Origin of the sequence: Streptomyces sp. NPDC015532 (assembly GCF_043078065.1) — a bacterium.
In the GTDB taxonomy this organism is placed as follows: domain Bacteria; phylum Actinomycetota; class Actinomycetes; order Streptomycetales; family Streptomycetaceae; genus Streptomyces.
The window spans coordinates 47,513-66,740 of sequence record NZ_JBIBSY010000003.1; the positions used below are offsets into that span (position 1 = coordinate 47,513).

The following is a 19,228-nucleotide window of genomic DNA, read 5'->3' on the forward strand; positions in this document are numbered from 1 at the left end:
GCGAGCGGCCGCGGTGCGGGGGCGGTGGAGTGGTGGGTCCTGTGAAAGTTGAAGCGTTCGGTCCCGCGAGGTCCCCGTTCCGTACGACACTCGGGGCGGCCCGGGCCCGACGGTCCCTCCGTGATCGCGCGACCGCATGATGTGACTACGTCGCTTGTCAGTTGTGTCGAACCCGTGAAAGGCTCTGGCCCGTTGTCGAGACGGTCACCAACTCCCCCTGAAAACAGGCGAGTTGGGTGTTGTGTGCCGTTGCACGTGGAAGCAGTGGACGCAGGAGCCCCCCATGCCAGACCTGCCTACCCCTCAGGACGCCGCCGAGGCCGCGCTGTTCTCGGAGTGCTGGGACGCGGTCCTGTCGTACGCCGACCTGTGCACGTCCGGCTCCGCCGCGGCCGGCCAGCTGGCCACCGAGGCGTTCACCCATGGCATCCATGAGGCGCGCTCGGTCACGGCCCGTACGAAGACCGCCGGGCGCAGGAACCCCGGGCTGCCCCGGATTCCCCTGCTGCTGAACTCGGTGCGGACCACCGCCGCCGCCTGGGAGGCACACGGCCAGGGACACCGGCTGGACCCGGACCTCAGGCTGTGGCTCAACTCCGAGAAGGCCGCCCGCTACACCGGGCCCCCGCTGCACCGCCCGATCGCGCTGCGCGGCCTGAAGGACCTTCAGGAACCCGACGCGGCGCTGCTGTGGCTGGTCGAGGTGGAGGCGCTCCCGCTGCCCGCGGTGGCCCGGCGGCTCGGTCTCGACCCGGTGGCGGCCGCCGAGGAACTCGGCCAGGTACGGGCGCTGTTCAGGGACCGCTGCCATCGCAACCACCTCGACACACCGATGGACGCCGACTGCCGCAGCTATGCCCGGCTTCTCGACGCGGTCACCCGCTCGCCCGGCGCCGAGACGCCCGAGGACCTCTCGCAGCACCTCTCCCGGTGCGTGGAGTGTGCCGAGGCCGCGGCCTGTCTGCGGCTGCACGGCGGTGGACTGCCCGCGGCGCTCGCGGGCGGGGTGATCGGCTGGGGCGGCCTCGCCTACCTGGAACGCCGGCGTCGCGCCGCCGAGGCTGGGCTGGCCGGAGGACGAACGGACGCGGCCACGGACACCGGAATCGCCGAGGTCCGGGAGGCCGCGCCCCGGATCGGCCGCACCGGACTGCTGGTCGCCGCCGTCATCGTCTCCGGCCTCGCCCTCACCGTCTCCCTGATGCCCTTCGGCGCCGGGGACGGTGGCACCGCCTCCGCGCGCGGCGGCTCGGCCGAAGGCCGGCCGGTGGCCGACCCGGGCGTCTCGTCCCCGTCGGCGACCACCCGCGCCGAGGGCTCGCTCGTCTCGCCCGAACCCGTGGACACCGGCGCCGCCGCGAGTTCGAAGCCCGACCCCGAACCCCAGGGCACGTCCTCGTCCCCGGCCCACGCCACCAAGGGAACCCCGGGCTCCAGGGGCTCCACGACACCCCCGGACTCGAGGAAGGGCCCCGCGTCCTGCCGGGTGAAGTACGACGTCGTCGACCAGTGGACGGACGGCTTTCAGGCCAGTGTCACCGTCACGTCCGTCGAAGCCCTCGACTCCTGGGAGATCGGCTGGACCTTCGACGACGGGCAGCGGGTCACACAGATGTGGGACGGCACGGTCGCCCAGGACGGCTCCCGGGTGACCGCGACCGCCGCCGAGTACAACAAGTCCGTCGCCGCGGGCGGATCCTTCGCCGTCGGCTTCCTCGGCACCTGGCACGACGGGAACACGGCCCCGGACGCGTTCACGCTCAACGGCGGGCGCTGCACCACGGCCCACTGAGCCGCCGGGCAGTCCTGACCCGCCCTCCGGCCGGCCCCCCGCGTCCGCCGGCACCTCCCTCGGCCGAAGACGTGGCCGGCCGAGGCCTTAATTCGATTGACGGGCCCGAGGGGGCCCCGGATACAGTTCGGACGTCGGCGCAGAGGCGTTGGCGCAGAGGCATTGGCTTCGAGCGAGTTCCAGGAGGTGTGACCGATGGCTGTCGTTGCGATGGGCGCTGCCCGCATCCAGAAGTTCATCAAGTCCACCTCCGTGGCCGCCGGCTGACCTTCCTTCTTCTTCGCGCCGCAGTGCGCGTCGCCGGGGCCGCCCTTGTGAAGGGTCTCCCTTGACTTCCAGCTCCGCTTTCCCGACCCCGTCCGCCTCCCTGGCCCTCTCCCCGCTCGTTCCGTACGGCTGGGACGACGCCTGGGCGGACGAGTTCGCTCCCTACGACTCCGAAGGGCTCGTCGCCGGACGGGTGATCCGGGTCGACCGCGGCCAGTGCGACGTCGCCACCGACGACGGCGTCATCCGCGCCGACACCGCCTTCGTGACACCGCACGATCCGCTGCGCGTCGTGTGCACCGGCGACTGGGTGGCCGTCGAGCCCGCCGGCAACCCGCGCTACGTACGGGCGTATCTGCCCCGCCGTACGGCCTTCGTGCGCTCCACCTCCTCCAAGCGGTCCGAGGGGCAGATCCTCGCCGCCAACGTCGACCACGCCGTCGTGGCCGTCTCGCTCGCCGTCGAACTCGACCTGGGACGCGTCGAGCGCTTCCTCGCGCTGGCCTGGGAGTCCGGCGCACAGCCCGTGGTCGTCCTCACCAAGGCGGACCTGGTTCCGGAGGCCGCCACCCTCGCGCACCTCGTCCAGGACGTGGAGACCTCCGCGCCCGGGGTGCCCGTCCTCGCCGTCAGCTCCTCGACGGGGGCCGGGCTCGACGTCCTGGAAGCCGTGCTCGCCGGCGGTACGGCAGTGCTGCTCGGCCAGTCCGGCGCGGGCAAGTCGACCCTGGCCAACGCGTTGCTGGGCGAGGACGTCATGGACGTACGGGCCACCCGTGACATGGACGGAAAGGGGCGGCACACCACGACGACCCGCAACCTGCTCGTGCTGCCGGGCGGCGGTGTCCTCATCGACACTCCTGGGCTGCGCGGCGTCGGGCTCTGGGACGCCGGGAGCGGGGTCGGACAGGTGTTCGCCGAGATCGAGGAGTTCGCCACCGACTGCCGGTTCCAGGACTGCGCCCATGTCGCCGAGCCCGGGTGCGCGGTCCTGGCGGCCGTCGAGTCCGGCGAACTGCCCGAGCGACGGCTGGAGAGCTACCGCAAGCTGCTCCGCGAGAACCAGCGGATCGTCGCCAAGACCGACGCCCGGGTGCGGGCCGAGATCCGCCGTGACTGGAAGCGCAAGGGGGCCGAGGGCCGCGCCGCGATGGAGGTGAAGCGCGGGCGCTGGTAGTGGGGTCGAGGTTGCGGCCGGGCCCGGCTCTCCGCCGGGCCCGGGGCGTCGCCGGCCCGGGATGCCGTGTCCGATTTCCGCCAGCTCCGTCGTTCGGGCCGAGCCACACTGGAAGGGTGGACGACGAGGACACCAGCTACCAGGACACCAGGTACGAGGCCGTACGGAGCCGGGACGCCCGGTTCGACGGGGAGTTCTTCTTCGCCGTGCGGACCACGGGGATCTACTGCCGGCCGAGCTGTCCCGCGGTGACGCCGAAGCGGCGCAACGTGCGGTTCTACGCGACGGCCGCCGCCGCGCAGGGTTCGGGCTTCCGGGCCTGCCGCCGTTGCCGTCCGGACGCGGTGCCGGGCTCCGCGGCCTGGAACGTGCGGGCCGATGTCGTCGGTCGCGCCATGCGCCTGATCGGCGACGGTGTGGTGGACCGCGAGGGCGTGGCCGGTCTCGCCGCACGGCTCGGCTACAGCACCCGCCAGGTCCAGCGGCAGCTCACGGCCGAGGTCGGCGCCGGCCCGGTCGCGCTGGCCAGGGCCCAGCGGGCGCACACCGCACGGATCCTCCTCCAGACCACCGAACTCCCCGTCACCCACATCGCCTTCGCGGCGGGGTTCGCCAGTGTCCGTCAGTTCAACGACACGATCCGCACGGTCTACGCGTCGACGCCGAGCCAGTTGCGCGCGGCGGCGCCGCGTACCGGTCCCGCCGCCCGGAGCGCGGCCGCCCCCGCCGCCGGTGTCCCGCTCCGGCTCGCCCACCGGGGTCCCTACCAGTCCGCCGCCGTCTTCGACCTGCTGGCCGCCGAGGCCGTACCGGGGGTCGAGGCCGTCGACGGCGGCCGGGGCCGTCGTACGTACCGCCGGACGCTGCGGCTGCCGTACGGCACGGGAATCGTGGCCGTCGAGGAGCGGCCGGGCGCCTCCGTGGGCCGCCCCCGCGCGGGCGGGGCCGGCCGGACCGCGGGAACACACGGCCCCGGCGACGCCGCCCACCCCGGCGGCTGGCTCGACGCCCGGCTGCACCTCACCGATCTCCGGGACCTCACCACCGCCGTACAGCGGCTGCGGCGGCTGTTCGACCTCGACGCCGATCCCTACGCCGTCGACGAGAGGCTGGGAGCGGACGCGCGGCTGGGTCCCCTGGTCGCGGCGCGGCCGGGCCTGCGGTCGCCGGGCGCCGCCGATCCGGACGAACTGGCGGTACGCGCGCTGGTCGGGGAGGCGGAGGCCGGGCAACTGGTGCTGCGGTACGGGAAGGCGCTGGACGCTCCGTCCGAAACGCTCACCCATCTCTTCCCCGAGGCCGCCGTCCTCGCGGAGGCGGAGCCCGGCGGCCCGCTCGGCGCGCTGACCGCGGCCCTCGCCGACGGTGCTCTGCGGCTCGACCCGGGCGCGGACCGGGAAGAGGCACGGATGGCGCTGCTCGCGCTGCCCGGCATGGGCGAAGGCGCCGCCGCCGTCATCCGCACCCGGGCCCTCGGCGACCCGGACGTGGCCCCGCCCGGCGTGGAGGCCCCGGACACCTGGCGCCCCTGGCGCTCGTACGCCGTCGGGCATCTGAGGGCGGCGGCCGAGGACCCGGCGGCCTGACGGCCCGGTCCGGGCGGCGAGCCCGACCGCGTGGACGGTCCGCCGACCCGCCGTGTCCGTGCGGACGGTCAGTCGTCGAGGCCCCAGCTGTGGATCCGCCGCGGATGGATCCGGATCAGCTCCTCGCTGAAATGAGCCCCCAAGTCATGGGCGCCGGTCAGGAGTTCCGCCTCTCCGCGGATGTCGATGCCCCGCACCTTCCACGGCTGGAGAGTGACGATGTCGTCGACGACGAGGGCGACCCTCGGGTTCTTCTGGAGGTTGCGCCATTTCTTCGTGGTGCCCATCGAGTAGCCGCCGATCAGGATCGTCCCGTCCTCCTGGGGGAAGAAGCCGACGGGGTTGGCCTGGGGCTGCCCGAGAGGGTCGACGGTGGCCAGCCGTCCCAGCCGCTGCGACCTCAGATACGTGCGCTCGGCCTCACTGAATTCGGTCATGACAGCAGCCAAACACGCCCCCGCCTCCCCTCGCATCGGGTTCCGGTCCTAGGACTCAAGGAGGAGGACCGGTGCGGAGGGCGGGTCCCGGCCGGTCCCGTTCGGACGCGTCCGACGGTGTGATGATGTGATGCGGGGGCGCGCGGGTGGGGAATCGATCGCCGCATGTCCCGCGCGATCATGTTCCGGCGTCTCCTCGTCCCTCTGGCGACCGCCCTGGTCCTCGCCTCGACGGGGGTGATCGCCGAAGCGCGGTCCGCGCCCGGCCGGGCCGCCCCGGAACCGGCTTGGACCTGGACGGGGACCTGGGAGGCGGCGGCCTCCGGCACGGTGCCCGCGCTGCCAGGTGCCTCGATCCGCGATGTCGTCCACACCAGCGTCGGCGGTCGGGCCGCGCGCGTCCGGCTGTCCAACCGGCTCGGCACCAGACCGCTCCAACTCGGCGCTGTGACCCTGGCGTTGCAGCGACCGGGCGAGCCGGGGAGCCCCCGGGCCGTCGCGGGCTCCGTGCGCGCGGTCACCTTCGCCGGAGCCAGGTCGGTCACCGTCCCCGCCGGCCGGGACCTGGTCAGCGATCCCGTCGCCCTGGCCGTCCCCGCCGACGCCAACCTGCTGGTCTCGGTCCACACCCCGGACGATTCCGGCCCGGCGACCTGCCACCGCTCCGCGCTCCAGGCCAACTTCGTCGCGCCCGGGGCCGATCGGACCGCGCAGGAGAGCGGCGCGGCCTACACCACCACCGTCTCCAGCTGGTACTACGTGACCGGCGTCGATGTGCTCGGCGCCTCGGCCGCCGGCAGCGTCGTCGCGCTCGGCGACTCGATCACCGACGGCACCGGCTCCTCGTCCGGCGCCAACCACCGCTGGCCCGACCGGCTCGCCGCCCGGCTGCGCGGGCTTCCCGCGCACCGCCGACCCGGCGTCCTGAACGCGGGGATCTCCGGGAACCGCCTCCTGCTCGACGGCCGGGGCCCGAGCGCCCTGAGCCGCCTGGACGCCGACGTCTTCTCCCGCGCGGGCGTCCGCACGATGATCGTGCTGGAGGGCATCAACGACATCAAGTCGAGCCCGGAGCAGAGGGATCCACGCGTCCTGGAGGACGCCTACCGGCTCATCGTGCGCCGCGCCCACGCCCGCGGCATCAGGGTCGTCGGCGGCACGATCACCCCGTACGCCGGTCATGGCGCGTACACCCCGGCCCGGGAAGCCGTGCGGCAGGCGGTCAACGCCGCCATCCGCACCCACCGGATCTTCGACGGGGTCGCGGACCTCGACGCCGCCGTGCGCGACCCGGCCCGTCCGAGCCGGATCCTCCCCGCCTACGACCCCGGGGACCACCTGCACTTCAACGACGCCGGCATGCGCGCGCTGGCCGGCGCGATCGACCTGCGGACGCTGGCGGTCGCCGCCGCGGGAGTGGAGGACGCCCCGCTAGCCGGGCACAGGGGGCGCCGCCCAGCCGTGCCGGACGGCGTGACCGCCGAGCTGCATCCGGGTACGGACCCCGGCCATGTCCATGAGGTGGCGCAGGCGCCGGTGCAGCGTGCGCTGTGACAGACCCAGCTGTGTCGCGGTCGTCTGGTCGGTCAGGCCGGCCAGCAGGAGCGTGAGGATCCTTCGGTCGAGGTCGGTCGGGCCTTCCGCGCCGAGCTCCACGGTGGTCTCGGTTTCTGTGCCGGTGCCCGCCAGTTCGAGCGGGTGGGCGGTGCGCCAGACCGTCTCGAACAGCGCGTCCAGCGCGTCCAGCAGGCCACTGCGGTGCAGCAGCACGGCGCCGGGCTCTCCGGCTGGTGTGACCGCGAGGGGCACCAGGCCGAGGTCGGCGTCGGCCAGCACGAGTTTCATCGGCAGTTGGTCGGTGACCCGCAGGTGCACGCCGTTGCGCAGGGAATCGATGGCATCGGTGATGATGCCCGGCTCCGCCAGCACGGCCCGGTCCAGTACCGCCCGGAAGTGCACGCCGCGGCCGATGGCCAGGGGTTCGGCCGTGTTCTCGTCGGGCGGGACGGCGAGGAACGGTGCGGTGATGAAGCTGCGGACCTGCGTGCGGGCCGCCTGCTGCACCTGGAGGAAGCGGTGGCGGATGGCGTCGCGGCCCGTGACGACTTCGATCAGATCGTTGATGCTGTTCCCGGTCATCGCCGCCCGGTGTTCCTCGGCGAGGGTCACCAGGGCCTGCTCCGCCATCCGCAGCCCCTCGCGGCGCTGGGCGATGAGAGCGCCGAACGCCATGGCCGGCGGCGCGGCGGTGAACTGCTCGTCCGCCGACCCGATCACCAGCCCCCACTCGACCAGCCGGGACAGGGCCTTGTCGACGTGGGCCCGCGGTGCGACGAGCAGATCCGAGAGCAGAATCGCGCTGGAGCCGGGCCGTCCCAGCAACTCCCGGTAGACGCGTTCGTCATCGGGTTCGAGGCCCAGAACGTCCAGCATCGGCGACCGACCTTCTTCCACTTGCCGCGGCGGGGAGAGTATGCGCCATGGCGGCAGACCTTGAATAGTGCCTGCTGGGAGCGGGTGTGACGGGAAGGGCCCCGGGGAGATGACTCCCCGGGGCCCGACAATGAGGTTCATCGCAGGCCGTACGCCCGGATGATTTCGTTCTTGACGCTGAAGCCGCGGTCCGTCCCGGCGCTCGCGCGGACCGAGATGAAGCCGCCGGGCTTCCTCGCCGTCCGGAACGATCCCTTCCAGTAGTCGTCGGCGCCCTTGGCCAGGGTCACCTTCTGCCAGGTGGAACCGTCGTCGTACGAGACGTCCAGCTTCACCGTGGTGACCTTGCCCGGCACGGTGCCGAGGCCCATCGACACCGGCTTGAGGGCGATCCGCTGGGTCTCATGGGCCCTCACGTCACCGTGCAGGTCCGACTCCAGCCTGTAGTCCAGGTTCAGCACCGGGAACGGCTCGAAGAAGTCCGAGTCGACGGTGCCGGACCTGAACTCCCACTCGGTGTGGGTGCGCGTCGACAGCCGGAAGACGTCGCCGGGCCGCTCGGCGTCGAGGACGGCGCGGTAGGGCAGGTTGCCCGCCGGTACCTCCTCCCACTGCATGTCTCCGCTGACCGGGTTGTCGTGGATGAGCGTGTCGCCCTGGAAGACCTGCAGGTGGGACGGCGTCTCACCCCATGGCAGATAGCCGCCCAGCCGCATGCTCTCGCTGGCGGAGGCCCACGCCTGCACGTTCCAGGTCATGTAGTTCTGCCAGCGGGAGTTGTACACGCCGAAGGACTCGCTCTGGGCGGGCCGGGTCGCCGGAGCGAACCAGTCCAGACGGGTGGTGCTGCCCTTGGCGTACGTGTTGTCGCCCGACACCATCGTCCACGGCAGGGCTCCGTCGACGCCCTGGGTGTGGAACTCCCGCCAGTCCTGGCCCGGGGTCACCCATTCGGTGCGGGTGCCCGGGTGCCACTCGGTCTCGGGGAGGTTGAACGACGGGCTGAGGGTGAAGTCGGACCGGTAGCCCTCCGCCGGCCCGCCGTCCGTGGCCGAGTAGTAGCGGGCGTCGATCCGGGCGAGGTCCCGCTGGGCCGGCCTGTAGACCAGGGCCCGGTCCGGCACCTGGCCGGGGTAGTCCCGCGTCAGGTCGTAGACGAACGGCGTGTACTCGGTCTGCTTCGCGGTCAGCTTCACCTTGCCGGTCCTGGCCATCGCGATGAGGGCCCTGCCCGCGTCGCGGTGCACGCTCGCGACCGGGATGGGCGATTCGCCGACGTACTCCATCAGGGCACCGACACCGTCGTCGACCACGATCAGCACCTTGGCACCGGCCGCGACCGCGGCCTCGGCGCGCTCCTGCGGCGAGACCTCGTCGCTGCGCTCGACGACGACGGCCTTGCCCCGGGCGCTGACCTTCTCGTAGGCGGCCGCCGAGCCGTCGCCCGCGTAGACGGCGCCCAGCGTGTTCGTGGCGGTTCCCACGGTGCTGCCCGCCTGCACCAGCGCGTCGAAGCGGATCCGACCGCCCAACGCGCTCAAGGCGAGCTGCGGCTCGCCCTTGCGCCAGCGGGTGGTCAGGATGAACTCGCCCTGCTTCATCGGCTCCGTCGGCGCGACGTAGACGTCGTCGTACATCGGCGGCAGCACGTACGCGCTGCGGTAGTCCAGGTACGGGTCGAGGCCCTTGTAGTGGACGTTGAAGTCCACCTTGCGCTGGCGGTCCTCGGTGCGCTGCGGCGCCTCGGTCCGCAGCAGGCGTGCCTTGCTCGCGTCCAGCACCACGTCCATGGAGCCGTCCTTGAGGACGGTCTCCGGGTCGACCAGCACGGCCATACCCGAGCGGTCCGCCTTCTCGCCGGCCACGTCGATGTACCCCGCGACGGTGTACAGGCCGGGTGCCATCCGCATGGTGGTCGAGCCGTCGACGTAGACGTTCCACGGCCAGACGTCGCCGGCCAGGTTGATGCCGACCCAGCCGGAAGCGGGCTTGCCGTCCCGGCCGACCAGCTTGATGTTCAGGTCGTAGCGCTCCTCCTCCTTGAGCAGCGCCACGGACGTGCGGGTCACCTGCTTCCCGGTGGCCTCGTCGGTGCCGATCACGTAGCCGACGTGCCGGCCGGCCGAGGCGGCTCGCGGGTCAGCGGTCACCGGGACCGTGGCCGTGCCGCCCGCCGGGACGGTCACCGAGGTGTCTCCCAGCGAGAAGGGGCCACCGCCGTCGGTCAGCGCCAGCTTCAGTGTGACGTCGGTGGAACCGGCGTTGGTGAGGGTCAGGTCCTTCGTGACGGCGACGTCGCTCGGCTCGTGCGGCCAGGTGTAGTTGCCGAAGAAGAGCGATCCGGTGCCGCGGACCGTGGTGCGCACGGCCGCGGCCACGTCGACACGGCCGGTGCCGACCTCGTACGGCGAGTACCCGTCGTCCAGGCCCTTCGTGGTGCTCATCAGCTGTTCCTTGAGCTGCGCGCCGGTCCAGTCGGGGTGCCGCTGGGCCAGGATCGCCGCCGCGCCGACCACGTGCGGGGTGGCCATGGACGTGCCGCTGAGGGTGCGGTACAGGCCCTCCCCACCGTCGGTCATGTCCTGCGAGCGGGCCGCGGTGATGTCCACGCCGGGCGCCGAGATGTCCGGCTTCATGCCGCCGGAGGAGGCCAGCGGGCCGGTGCTGGAGAAGGAGGCGAGCTGGTCCTGCTTGTCCGTGGCCGCCACGGTCAGCGCCGAGGCGGCCGCGCCCGGGGCGGAGATGCTCTCCGGGCCCGCGTTGCCGGCGGCGATGACGAACAGCGTGCCGTACTGCTCGGAGAGCGCGTCGACCGTCTGCGACATCGGGTCGCTGCCGTCCGTCGGGTAGGAGTCGCCGAGACTCATGTTGACGACGTCCGCGCCGGACTCGGCGGCCCATTGCATGCCCGCCATGACCCAGGAGTCCTGGCCCGAGCCCTCCGCGCCGCCGAGCACCTTGCCGACGAACAGGTCGGCACCGGGGGCGACACCCTTGTAGTCGCCTCCGGAGGCGGCGCCGGAACCGACGATCGTGCTCGCCACATGCGTGCCGTGCCCGTTGACGTCGGTGACGCCCTCACCCGGCACGAAGCTGGTCGTGCCGTCGATCACGCCCGCGAAGTCGGGGTGGTTGACGTCGATGCCGGTGTCGAGCACCGCGACCTTGACGCCCTTGCCGGTGTAGCCGTCCTTCCAGGCCTCGGGAGCGCCGATCAGTGGCACGCTCTCCTTCAGACTGGCCTTCACGCGTCCGTCGAGCCACAGCTTCGACACGCCCGCGCCCAGCTTCGCGCTGCCCCGCGGCGCGACGGTGGTCCAGAAGGTGCGGGCCCGCCGCTTCTCGGTGCTCAGCGCGGCACCGTGGATGCCCTTGAGCTTGCGGGTCAGCCTGCTGCCGCGGGGGGCGGTCGGCTCGACGGCGGAGCGGGACTTCGGCTGGGCGTACGCCGCGATCAGCGGCACCGCGGCCGACTTCGCGTCGTCGTAGCCCATCTCGATCAGGTCGGTGACGTTGAACAGCCGCCGGTCCAGTTTCTCGGTGCTCAGCAGCGGAGCCGCCTCGTCCGGGATGACGAACAGGTCGCCCTTGATCTTCTGGATCTTCACGCCCCCGACGGCGCTGTCCGGACGGTGGACGTCGGCGGTCTGCTCGCCGTCGGCCATCGTGGTGACGGTGACGACGTCGCCGGTGACCAGGGTGACCTTGTGGGTCGCCGAGGCCCTGGCGGGAACCGGGGGCTTGCTCGGAGCGGCTTGGGCGGGCGCCGGCAGAAGCGCGAGCCCCGACGCCAGCAGCGGCAACGCGGAGGCGGCGGAGACAAGCCGCCTGCGCCTGCGCCGGAAGGCGGAGGACTGAGAGGGGATGGACATGCCATGGGTCTATCGGCCGGTTCACGCCGGCTGGAAGGCCGGATGACGGCAAGTCCCCGCCATGGCAAGGACTTGCCAGCCGCAAACCACGCACGTCCGGTCGAGGCCGCACTTTTCGGACACGCGGCGCAGGGGAGAACCCATGGGCGTGGACGGTCACCGCCTCTTTGCCGGCACGCGCCCCGCGAGGCGCTCAGCCCCAGACGACCGCTCCCAGCCACGCTCCCAGGATCAGCAGGCAGGCGAGGAACTCCGTCAGCACGCTCCAGCCGCCCGCCCGCATCGCGGTCCGCACCGAGGCCTTCGCCGGGCCGTGCCCGCCCAGGCGCAGCCGCTCGCTGAGGTAGATCCCGCCGATGAAACCGGCCACGGCGCCGACCACCGGGACCAGGAAGAAGCCCAGGAACGACCCGCCCCCCGCGTACACCGCCATCCGGGTGGTGGCGCCGCTCTCGCGCAGCCGTCGCGGCGGCAGCATCCAGCGGATGGCCTGGGCGAGCAGCAGGACGGCGGTCGAGGCCACCAGGACAGCCCAGGACACGGTCTGCGGGTAGCTCAGCGCCCACCACAGCACCGCGGCCCAGACGAGCCACGACCCCGGCAGACCGGGCACCAGTACTCCGGCCAGGCCGAGCAGAATCACCACGCCGACCAGCAGGAGTTCCCACACTCCCATCTGCCCAGCCTGCCCGAGACGACGGGAGAGCGCAGGTCAGCCCCGGGCCACCCAGCCCCGCTCGTACGCGTGCCAGCCCAGCTGGAGCCGGGTCGTCACGCCGGTCAGCTCCATCAGACGCTTGACCCGGCGCTGTACCGTCCGCAGGCCCAGATCGAGCTGTTTGGCCACGCTCGCGTCGGTCAGCCCCGCCAGGAGCAGGGAGAGGATCTCCAGGTCGGTGGTGTCCGGGCCGTCCGGTTCCTGTTCCAGCACCCCCCGGCTGCCCAGCCGCAGCGGCAGCGCCTCCCGCCACACCGACTGGAACAGCCCCGACAGCAGCTCCAGGAGTCCGCTCGCGTGCACGACCAGCGCGGCCGGCTCCGCGGTGTGCGAGGTGAGCGGCACCATCGCGAGCGTCCGGTCGGCGATCACCAGCTTGGTCGGCACCCGGTCCACGACCCGTACCTGCTCGTCGCGGCCGAGCGCGGCGGACAGCTCGGTGATCCCGCCGGGCTGGTCGAGGACGGACCGCTCGACGACCACGCGATAGCCGACACCCCGGCCCGCGGCCTGCTCCTCGGCGTCGTTGTCCGCGCCGGACACCACCATCGGGGTCCCGGTGACCAGCGCGCACACCTCCTCGCAGGCGCCCAGCTGGAGCTGGAGGAAGCGCTGCGAGACCGCCGCGGCGCCGATCACCACCTCGACCAGGTCGTGCACGGCCGGTTCGCCCGCCGCGCCCCGGTACTCCTCGGCCAGCAGCGCGGCCGCCAGTTCCGCCTTCTCCAGCTCATGGCGCTGCTGGGTGAGCAGCGCCCCGAGGGCGACTCCGGGCGGCGCGGCGACCCAGCGTCCCGGCCGTGCCGAGGACTGCGCGGCCAGGCCGCGCAGCTCCAGTCGGCGCAGCGCGCGTTCCGTCTCGTGCTCACCGAGCGTGAGCCGGCGCGCGAGATCGGGCACCTCGGCGGCGCCCACGGACACCAGCGCGCGGTACGCCGATTCGTGGGTCTCGTCCAGACCTATCGCTCCCAGCATGCGGCGATGCCCCTCCCGTGGATGCCTTCCGGTCGGCCGGCAGAGCCGTGGCGGAAATCGGCCACGGCGTAAACCCGCCCCGGCACATCATCGCCGTACCCCCCGCCCCTCTGACAAGCTCACGTCACCAAGGCGCCAACCAGCCTCCGTGATCCTCCGGTTGGGCCCGGCCTGCGGGAAGCCGCCGCGCCGGCTCGCCGGCCGAGGACCGTCCCGGCTCGTGCCCATGCGCGAACCGGCCCTGGAGAAGCGGGGGTTGAGGAGTTCTGTCCCTGTCCAGGGCCGAACCCGGCGCCGAACCGGGCGACGGCGGGGGCCCGGTGGCCCGGACCGCCGCCCGGGCCACGGGTCGCGGCGTGCGTGCGGCCCGGTCACCCAGACGCCGCCGGGCGGCTCTCCCGTGGGGGGTGGGGCCGCCCGGTGGTCAGGTGTTCGTACGTTCCGGTGCGGATTCCTGTTCGACGGTTCACTCGCCAGGCCGTTCGACGGGCTGCACCTTGGCCGGTTTTTCCGGATGCCCCGTTTTCAACCGGCCGTCTCGGTGGACAATCGGGAACATGAGCCAGCAGGGGGAGAAGCCCACCGGTCACGAGGACGACTGGTGGCGGCAGTTGTACGACGACTCCACCGAGGACACGGGGCCCGCCGCCGTGGCCGATTCCCTCGACGACCGGTTCGCGTCGGCGTCGGGGACGCTCGGGGACGGACGGGACACGGGCCCGGAAACGGGGTCGGACGTCCGGCCCACGCCGGAACGCAGGCCCCTCTCCGATGTCCGGCCCGCCTCGACACGAAGGCCCACGTCGGACCTGCCGGCCAGGCCGGAACGCGGGCCCGCCTCGGACCTGCCGCCCGCACCGGAACGGAGGCCCATCTCGGCGGACGCGGGGCCCCCGTCGGATCCGAGGTCCGCTCCGGACGCGGCGTCCGCCCAGGGGTTCGGCTCCGACCGGCGGTCCGGCGCACGCGCGTTCGACGGTCCACCCCGCCCCGAAAGGCCCCCCACCGTGCCGGAGCCCTCGTCCATCGAGCCGGGGACGCCCCCGCCCCCGCCGCCGCGGCAGCCTCCCGCCGGACCGGGGCGACACCACGGCGCCTCGGCCTCCGCCACCCCGCCGGGCGGTGCGAACCCGGCCGACGAGACCCCCTCCGACGAGCCGGCGTCCCGGCCGGGCCGCTGGGAGCGGGGCCCGGTGCCGGGGCCCGGCGCGGACACGGGCCCGCCCGGCCGCCAGGCGCCCCCGCCGGAACCCGCCGCCTGGGAGCCCACTCCCTGGGAGCCCTCCGTCTGGGAACCCCCGTCCTGGGACCTCCCGCCCGCCGGCCGGGCACCGGCCGCTCCCTCGGCCCCGCCACCCTCCGGTCCGGCACCGGCCGCTCCCGCCGCTCTGCCGCCCGGCCCGAAACCGCCGGGATTCACCGCACAGGAACCCGGTCCGCACGCCTCGCGGGACGCCCGGAGCGATACGTCCTCGGCGCCTCCGGCCGAGCGGGTGCCGGCGTCGAGGGCGCCGTCGGACGTGCCGCCGAAACCCGGGTCGGCTCCCTCCGTACCCCCGGGTGCGGCGCCCCCCGGACCCGGGGCGGACGCGCTGCCCAGCACCACCGGGGGCTTCCGCACCCCACCGCCCCAGCCGCCGCCCGGGAACACGGCGGACGAGCCCCGGGAGACGGTCCTCTCCGTCGTCGAACCACCGCCCCCCGCCGGCCACGTCGGCTCCGGCCCGCCCACCTACGACCCCGAACCGACCGCGCTGCCGTCCGCCGAGCCCGACGAACTCGGCGACCTGGTCGCCGACACCGTGCTGGACGGCGCACGGTACGGGACGAGCACGCTGCGGGCCCTGTCCGTACGCGGGGACTCCGCCCGCTTCCGGGGCGAGCCGCGCCGGGACGCGCTGCTCACCGCCCGGTTCGGATCGGGCGAGCAGGCGCTCGTCCTGGTGGCGATGGCGACCGGCGCGCGCGCCACCTCGGGCGCGCACCGGGCCGCGGCGGAGGCGTGCCGGTGGATCGGACAGGCCGTCGGGCGCAGCCACGAACGGCTCGCCGACGACATCAGGGCCGCCCGGCGCGGTGAGCTGAAGTCGGGACTGCACCGGCTCGTCGACCGCAGCCTCGGCCGGCTGCGGGCCAGCGCGGCGGAGCAGGGCGTCGAGCCGGAGGAGTACACCGCGGGCCTGCGCTGTCTGCTGCTGCCGGCCGATCCGGAGTGCCGTACGCGGGTCTTCTTCGGTGTCGGCGCGGGCGGTCTGTTCCGGCTGCGGGACGGCGAGTGGCAGGACATCGAACCGCGGGTCGCCGACACGACCGGGGAGGCCGTCGTCGGCTTCGGATCACCGCCCCACGAGACTCCCGAGGGCGACCGGCTCACCATGGACCTCGGCATCACGACGCCACCGAGCCCGTACGAACCCGCCCCCCGGCCCCCGCACGCCCCCTTCCGGTTCCGGGCCTCCGTCGCCCGCCCGGGTGACACGCTGCTGCTGTGCACGGGCGGTCTCGCGGAGCCGCTGCGCGGCCAACCCGAACTGGCCGAATACCTGACGACACGGTGGGCGGGGGCGGAGCCACCCGGCCTCGCCGCGTTCCTCGCGGACGCGTCGGTGCGGGTCAAGGGGTACGCCGACGACCGGACGGCCGCCGCCGTGTGGGAGGCGTAACCGCGCACGGTGTGAATTCATGGAACCGAGGGATGAGCCGGGGAACGAGGGGGACCCGGGGTACCCGAGGCTTCGAGGATCACGAAGAGGTGTGTGCGGCATGGCCAAGCAGAACGTCGCCGAGCAGTTCGTCGACATCCTCGTCCGCGCGGGCGTCGAGCGGCTGTACGGAGTCGTGGGCGACAGCCTCAACCCGGTCGTGGACGCGATCCGGCGCAACGCGGCCATCGACTGGATCCAGGTCCGCCACGAGGAGACCGCCGCGTTCGCCGCGGGCGCCGAGGCCCAGATCACGGGCAGGCTCGCGGCCTGCGCCGGCTCCTGCGGACCGGGCAACCTCCACCTCATCAACGGCCTGTACGACGCGCACCGCTCCATGGCCCCGGTGCTGGCCCTGGCCTCGCAGATCCCCTCCAGCGAGATCGGCCTCGGCTACTTCCAGGAGACCCATCCGGACCAGCTCTTTCGCGAGTGCAGTCACTACAGCGAACTCATCTCCAGCCCGAAGCAGATGCCGCGGCTCCTCCAGACCGCCATCCAGCACGCGGTGGGCCGTTCCGGTGTCAGCGTGGTCTCGCTGCCGGGTGACATCGCGTCCGAGCCCGCCCCGGACAAACCCGTCGAGACCGCCCTCGTGACCTCCCGGCCCACCGTCCGGCCGGGCGACGCCGAGATCGACGAGCTCGTCGCGATGATCGACGAGGCGGAGAAGGTCACCCTGTTCTGCGGCAGCGGCACGGCGGGCGCGCACGCCGAGGTCATGGAGTTCGCCGAGAAGATCAAGTCGCCGGTCGGACACGCGCTGCGCGGCAAGGAATGGATTCAGTACGACAATCCGTTCGACGTCGGCATGAGCGGGCTCCTCGGCTACGGCGCCGCCTACGAGGCCACCCACGAGTGCGACCTCCTCATCCTGCTGGGCACCGACTTCCCGTACAACGCCTTCCTTCCCGACGACGTCAAGATCGTCCAGGTCGACGTGCGGCCGGAGCACCTGGGGCGCCGGTCGAAGCTGGATCTGGCGGTGTGGGGTGACGTACGGGAGACACTGCGCTGTCTGATCCCGCGGGTGCGGCCCAAGGGCAATAGGCGCTTTCTCGACAAAATGCTGAAGAAACACGCGGACGCCCTTGAGGGGGTCGTCAGGGCGTACACCCGCAAGGTCGAGAAGCACGTTCCGATCCATCCCGAGTACGTCGCCTCGGTCCTCGACGAACTCGCCGACGAGGACGCGGTGTTCACGGTCGACACCGGGATGTGCAATGTCTGGGCGGCCCGCTACATCTCGCCCAACGGCAGCCGCCGCGTGATCGGTTCGTTCTCGCACGGGTCGATGGCGAACGCGCTGCCGATGGCGATCGGGGCCCAGTTCACCGACCGGGGGCGGCAGGTCGTCTCGATGTCCGGCGACGGTGGATTCTCCATGCTGATGGGCGACTTCCTCACCCTCGTGCAGTACGACCTGCCGGTGAAGGTCGTCCTCTTCAACAACTCCTCACTCAGCATGGTCGAGTTGGAGATGCTGGTCGCCGGGCTGCCCTCCTACGGCACCACCAACAAGAACCCCGACTTCGCGGCGGTGGCCCGCGCCTGCGGCGCGTTCGGCATCAGGGTCGAGAAGCCCAAGCACCTCGCCGGCGCCCTCAAGGACGCCTTCCGCCACAAGGGCCCGGCCCTGGTCGACATCGTCACCGACCCGAACGCGCTCTCCATCCCGCCGAAGATCAGCGCGGACATGGTGACCGGCTTCGCCCTGTCGGCGTCGAAGATCGTGCTGGACGGCGGTGTCGGCCGGATGCTGCAGCTGGCCCGCTCCAACCTGCGCAACGTGCCCCGCCCGTAGCGCCCCGTCGGGTGGGCCGCCGCCTCGTTCAGCCGGCGGTGGTCAGGGTCCAGCCGTTCGTCCGGTACCAGTAGTGCGGCAGGCCCTTGATACCGCTGGTGCGGAACGGGACACCCTGGTCGTCGATCCGGACCGTCCCGGTGCGCCCCCGGGAGGACCAGTCGAGCTCCAGATACCAGCGGCAGTCGCAGGACTCGGTCAGGGCGTCGACCATCAGCACCTGGGGATCCTTCACGGACACCCGGAAGGGTGGGCTCAGAATCTTCGAGCCCGTCCCGTCGTCATCGCTCGGGACCGGGCGGGCGACGGGCCGGTCCTTGTCCAGATCGACGGCGAACGAGCCGACGCCCATAGCGCCGCCGCACCCCCCGCCCGTGGCGTAGGCCGTGCCCTTCAGCGGGGCCGAGCGTCCGACGACGCGGACGCGCAGTGCCTCCAGGACCACGGCCGCGTCGGACCGCCCCTGCACGGTGAGGTCCACGATCGTCTCCTCGCCGTGCACCGCGTTCTGCGTCCGCGCCCACGGGGAGGCGTCCTGGGGGGCAGGGGGTGGCGGCACCTGGTCGGGCGACTTGTCGATGACGTAGGTGTGACCGCAACCGACCGCCCAGCGGTGGGAGTTCACGGTCACGGTGAGCGGGGGCCCGGCGGAGACGCCGGTGGGGGAGGGGTTCGTGGACGGGCTCGGCGAGGTGTCGCCGCTGCCGGACGGGCTCGGGGAGGGGGAGCCGGACGGCCGGCTGTGAGTCGTGGAGGGGGATGGGGACGGTGTCGGGGACCCGTGCCGCGCGTCGCCCGCCGCCTTCCCGGTGGGCGCGCCGGACACCCGGTCGCCGGCGTCCGTCGCGGCGTGGCCGGAGGGCAGGGCGGAGAGGCTGCCCAGGGTCACGAACAGTGCCGTCACCACCGCCGCCGTGACCGCCACGCGGCGTCTGTACCAGGGCCTTCGCGGCGCTCCGTTGTGCTCGGGTCCCGTCTCCGCGGCCGTACGGGTGGTCCCGGTGGTCACAGGCGAGGAGCCGGGCGACGCGGTTTCCGGCTCGTGAGGCGACGGGATCGTGGACGGGGACATCGCATCCGACGGGCTCGGCGTCGCCGACTCCGCGGCGGAGGGAGCGGAGGGAGCGGAGGGAGGCGGTGGGGCGGAGTCGGCTCCCGGAGCCGTCCGGGACCGTTGCCGGGCCGCCACCGCGAGAACCCACAGCCGGTGGAGTTCGACCCGCTGGGCCGGAGCGGCCCCGCACAGTGCGGCGAACCGCTCCACGGGGGCGAACCCGAGCGGCACCGCCTCACCCGAGCAGTACCGGTGCAGTGTCGAGGCGTTCATGTTCAGATGACGGGCCAGCGCGGCGTAACTGCGGTCGGAGCGCGCCTTCAACTGCCGTAGCATCGCCGCGAATTCCTCGACATCGTCCCGGGATGACACCGTTTCCTCCGCTTCTCGACCCAGGACGGCGTCCCAGGC

Annotated in this window: 11 protein-coding genes; 6 read left to right on the forward strand and 5 right to left on the reverse strand. The window is 73.0% G+C overall.

What is annotated here, in order from left to right:
• The first annotated feature begins 283 nt into the window (after positions 1-283).
• From ACF07B_RS11560 to ACF07B_RS11570, 3 genes are all read left to right on the forward strand, one after another.
• On the forward strand, positions 284-1,792 hold the full coding sequence (locus tag ACF07B_RS11560) for a cellulose binding domain-containing protein (protein WP_392178796.1): 1,509 nt from the start codon (positions 284-286) through the stop codon (positions 1,790-1,792).
• 328 nt (positions 1,793-2,120) lie between these two features.
• Positions 2,121-3,236, forward strand: a complete 1,116-nt coding sequence (gene rsgA, locus ACF07B_RS11565; protein WP_392178797.1) for a ribosome small subunit-dependent GTPase A — start codon at positions 2,121-2,123, stop codon at positions 3,234-3,236.
• A 116-nt stretch (positions 3,237-3,352) separates the two neighbouring features.
• Positions 3,353-4,822 (forward strand): AlkA N-terminal domain-containing protein, encoded by a 1,470-nt coding sequence (locus ACF07B_RS11570; protein WP_392178798.1) that lies wholly within the window; start codon positions 3,353-3,355, stop codon positions 4,820-4,822.
• Positions 4,823-4,890: 68 nt separating this feature from the next.
• Here ACF07B_RS11570 and ACF07B_RS11575 read toward each other — a convergent pair whose 3' ends face one another.
• Positions 4,891-5,259 carry a PPOX class F420-dependent oxidoreductase gene (locus tag ACF07B_RS11575; protein WP_392178799.1) on the reverse strand — a complete coding sequence of 123 codons (369 nt, stop codon included), beginning with the start codon at positions 5,257-5,259 and terminating at the stop codon, positions 4,891-4,893.
• 165 nt (positions 5,260-5,424) lie between these two features.
• Between ACF07B_RS11575 and ACF07B_RS11580 the strand changes: the two genes are divergently transcribed.
• Entirely contained in the window at positions 5,425-6,813 is a 1,389-nt protein-coding gene (locus ACF07B_RS11580) for an SGNH/GDSL hydrolase family protein (RefSeq protein WP_392178800.1), read from the forward strand.
• Positions 6,814-7,829: 1,016 nt separating this feature from the next.
• Here the strand turns inward: ACF07B_RS11580 and ACF07B_RS11585 are convergent.
• The 3 genes from ACF07B_RS11585 to ACF07B_RS11595 all read right to left on the reverse strand — a co-directional run bounded on the left by ACF07B_RS11585 (position 7,830) and on the right by ACF07B_RS11595 (position 13,257).
• Positions 7,830-11,564, reverse strand: a complete 3,735-nt coding sequence (locus ACF07B_RS11585) for a S8 family serine peptidase (protein WP_392178801.1) — start codon at positions 11,562-11,564, stop codon at positions 7,830-7,832.
• Between the two features lie 193 nt (positions 11,565-11,757).
• The gene (locus tag ACF07B_RS11590; protein WP_392178802.1) at positions 11,758-12,240 is read right to left on the reverse strand and encodes a DUF456 domain-containing protein; all 483 of its coding nucleotides are present in this window, start codon (positions 12,238-12,240) and stop codon (positions 11,758-11,760) included.
• Between the two features lie 36 nt (positions 12,241-12,276).
• Positions 12,277-13,257 carry a helix-turn-helix domain-containing protein gene (locus ACF07B_RS11595; protein ID WP_392178803.1) on the reverse strand — a complete coding sequence of 327 codons (981 nt, stop codon included), beginning with the start codon at positions 13,255-13,257 and terminating at the stop codon, positions 12,277-12,279.
• A 557-nt stretch (positions 13,258-13,814) separates the two neighbouring features.
• Here ACF07B_RS11595 and ACF07B_RS11600 point away from each other — a divergent pair.
• Both ACF07B_RS11600 and ACF07B_RS11605 read left to right on the forward strand, forming a co-directional pair.
• Positions 13,815-15,920, forward strand: a complete 2,106-nt coding sequence (locus tag ACF07B_RS11600) for a protein phosphatase 2C domain-containing protein (RefSeq protein ID WP_392178804.1) — start codon at positions 13,815-13,817, stop codon at positions 15,918-15,920.
• A 100-nt stretch (positions 15,921-16,020) separates the two neighbouring features.
• On the forward strand, positions 16,021-17,763 hold the full coding sequence (locus tag ACF07B_RS11605; RefSeq protein WP_392178805.1) for a pyruvate dehydrogenase: 1,743 nt from the start codon (positions 16,021-16,023) through the stop codon (positions 17,761-17,763).
• 28 nt (positions 17,764-17,791) lie between these two features.
• Here ACF07B_RS11605 and ACF07B_RS11610 read toward each other — a convergent pair whose 3' ends face one another.
• Positions 17,792-19,189: a helix-turn-helix domain-containing protein gene (locus ACF07B_RS11610; protein WP_392178806.1), complete on the reverse strand. Its 1,398-nt coding sequence runs from the start codon at positions 19,187-19,189 to the stop codon at positions 17,792-17,794.
• Positions 19,190-19,228: the final 39 nt, after the last annotated feature.

Coding starts and splice junctions, on each gene's coding strand:
- ACF07B_RS11600 (WP_392178804.1), top strand. CDS start 13,815: ATGAGCCAGCAGGGGGAGAAGCCCACCGGTCACGAGGACGACTGGTGG.
- ACF07B_RS11560 (WP_392178796.1), top strand. CDS start 284: ATGCCAGACCTGCCTACCCCTCAGGACGCCGCCGAGGCCGCGCTGTTC.
- ACF07B_RS11585 (WP_392178801.1), bottom strand. CDS start 11,564: ATGTCCATCCCCTCTCAGTCCTCCGCCTTCCGGCGCAGGCGCAGGCGG.
- ACF07B_RS11590 (WP_392178802.1), bottom strand. CDS start 12,240: ATGGGAGTGTGGGAACTCCTGCTGGTCGGCGTGGTGATTCTGCTCGGC.
- ACF07B_RS11580 (WP_392178800.1), top strand. CDS start 5,425: ATGTCCCGCGCGATCATGTTCCGGCGTCTCCTCGTCCCTCTGGCGACC.
- ACF07B_RS11595 (WP_392178803.1), bottom strand. CDS start 13,257: ATGCTGGGAGCGATAGGTCTGGACGAGACCCACGAATCGGCGTACCGC.
- ACF07B_RS11575 (WP_392178799.1), bottom strand. CDS start 5,259: ATGACCGAATTCAGTGAGGCCGAGCGCACGTATCTGAGGTCGCAGCGG.
- ACF07B_RS11605 (WP_392178805.1), top strand. CDS start 16,021: ATGGCCAAGCAGAACGTCGCCGAGCAGTTCGTCGACATCCTCGTCCGC.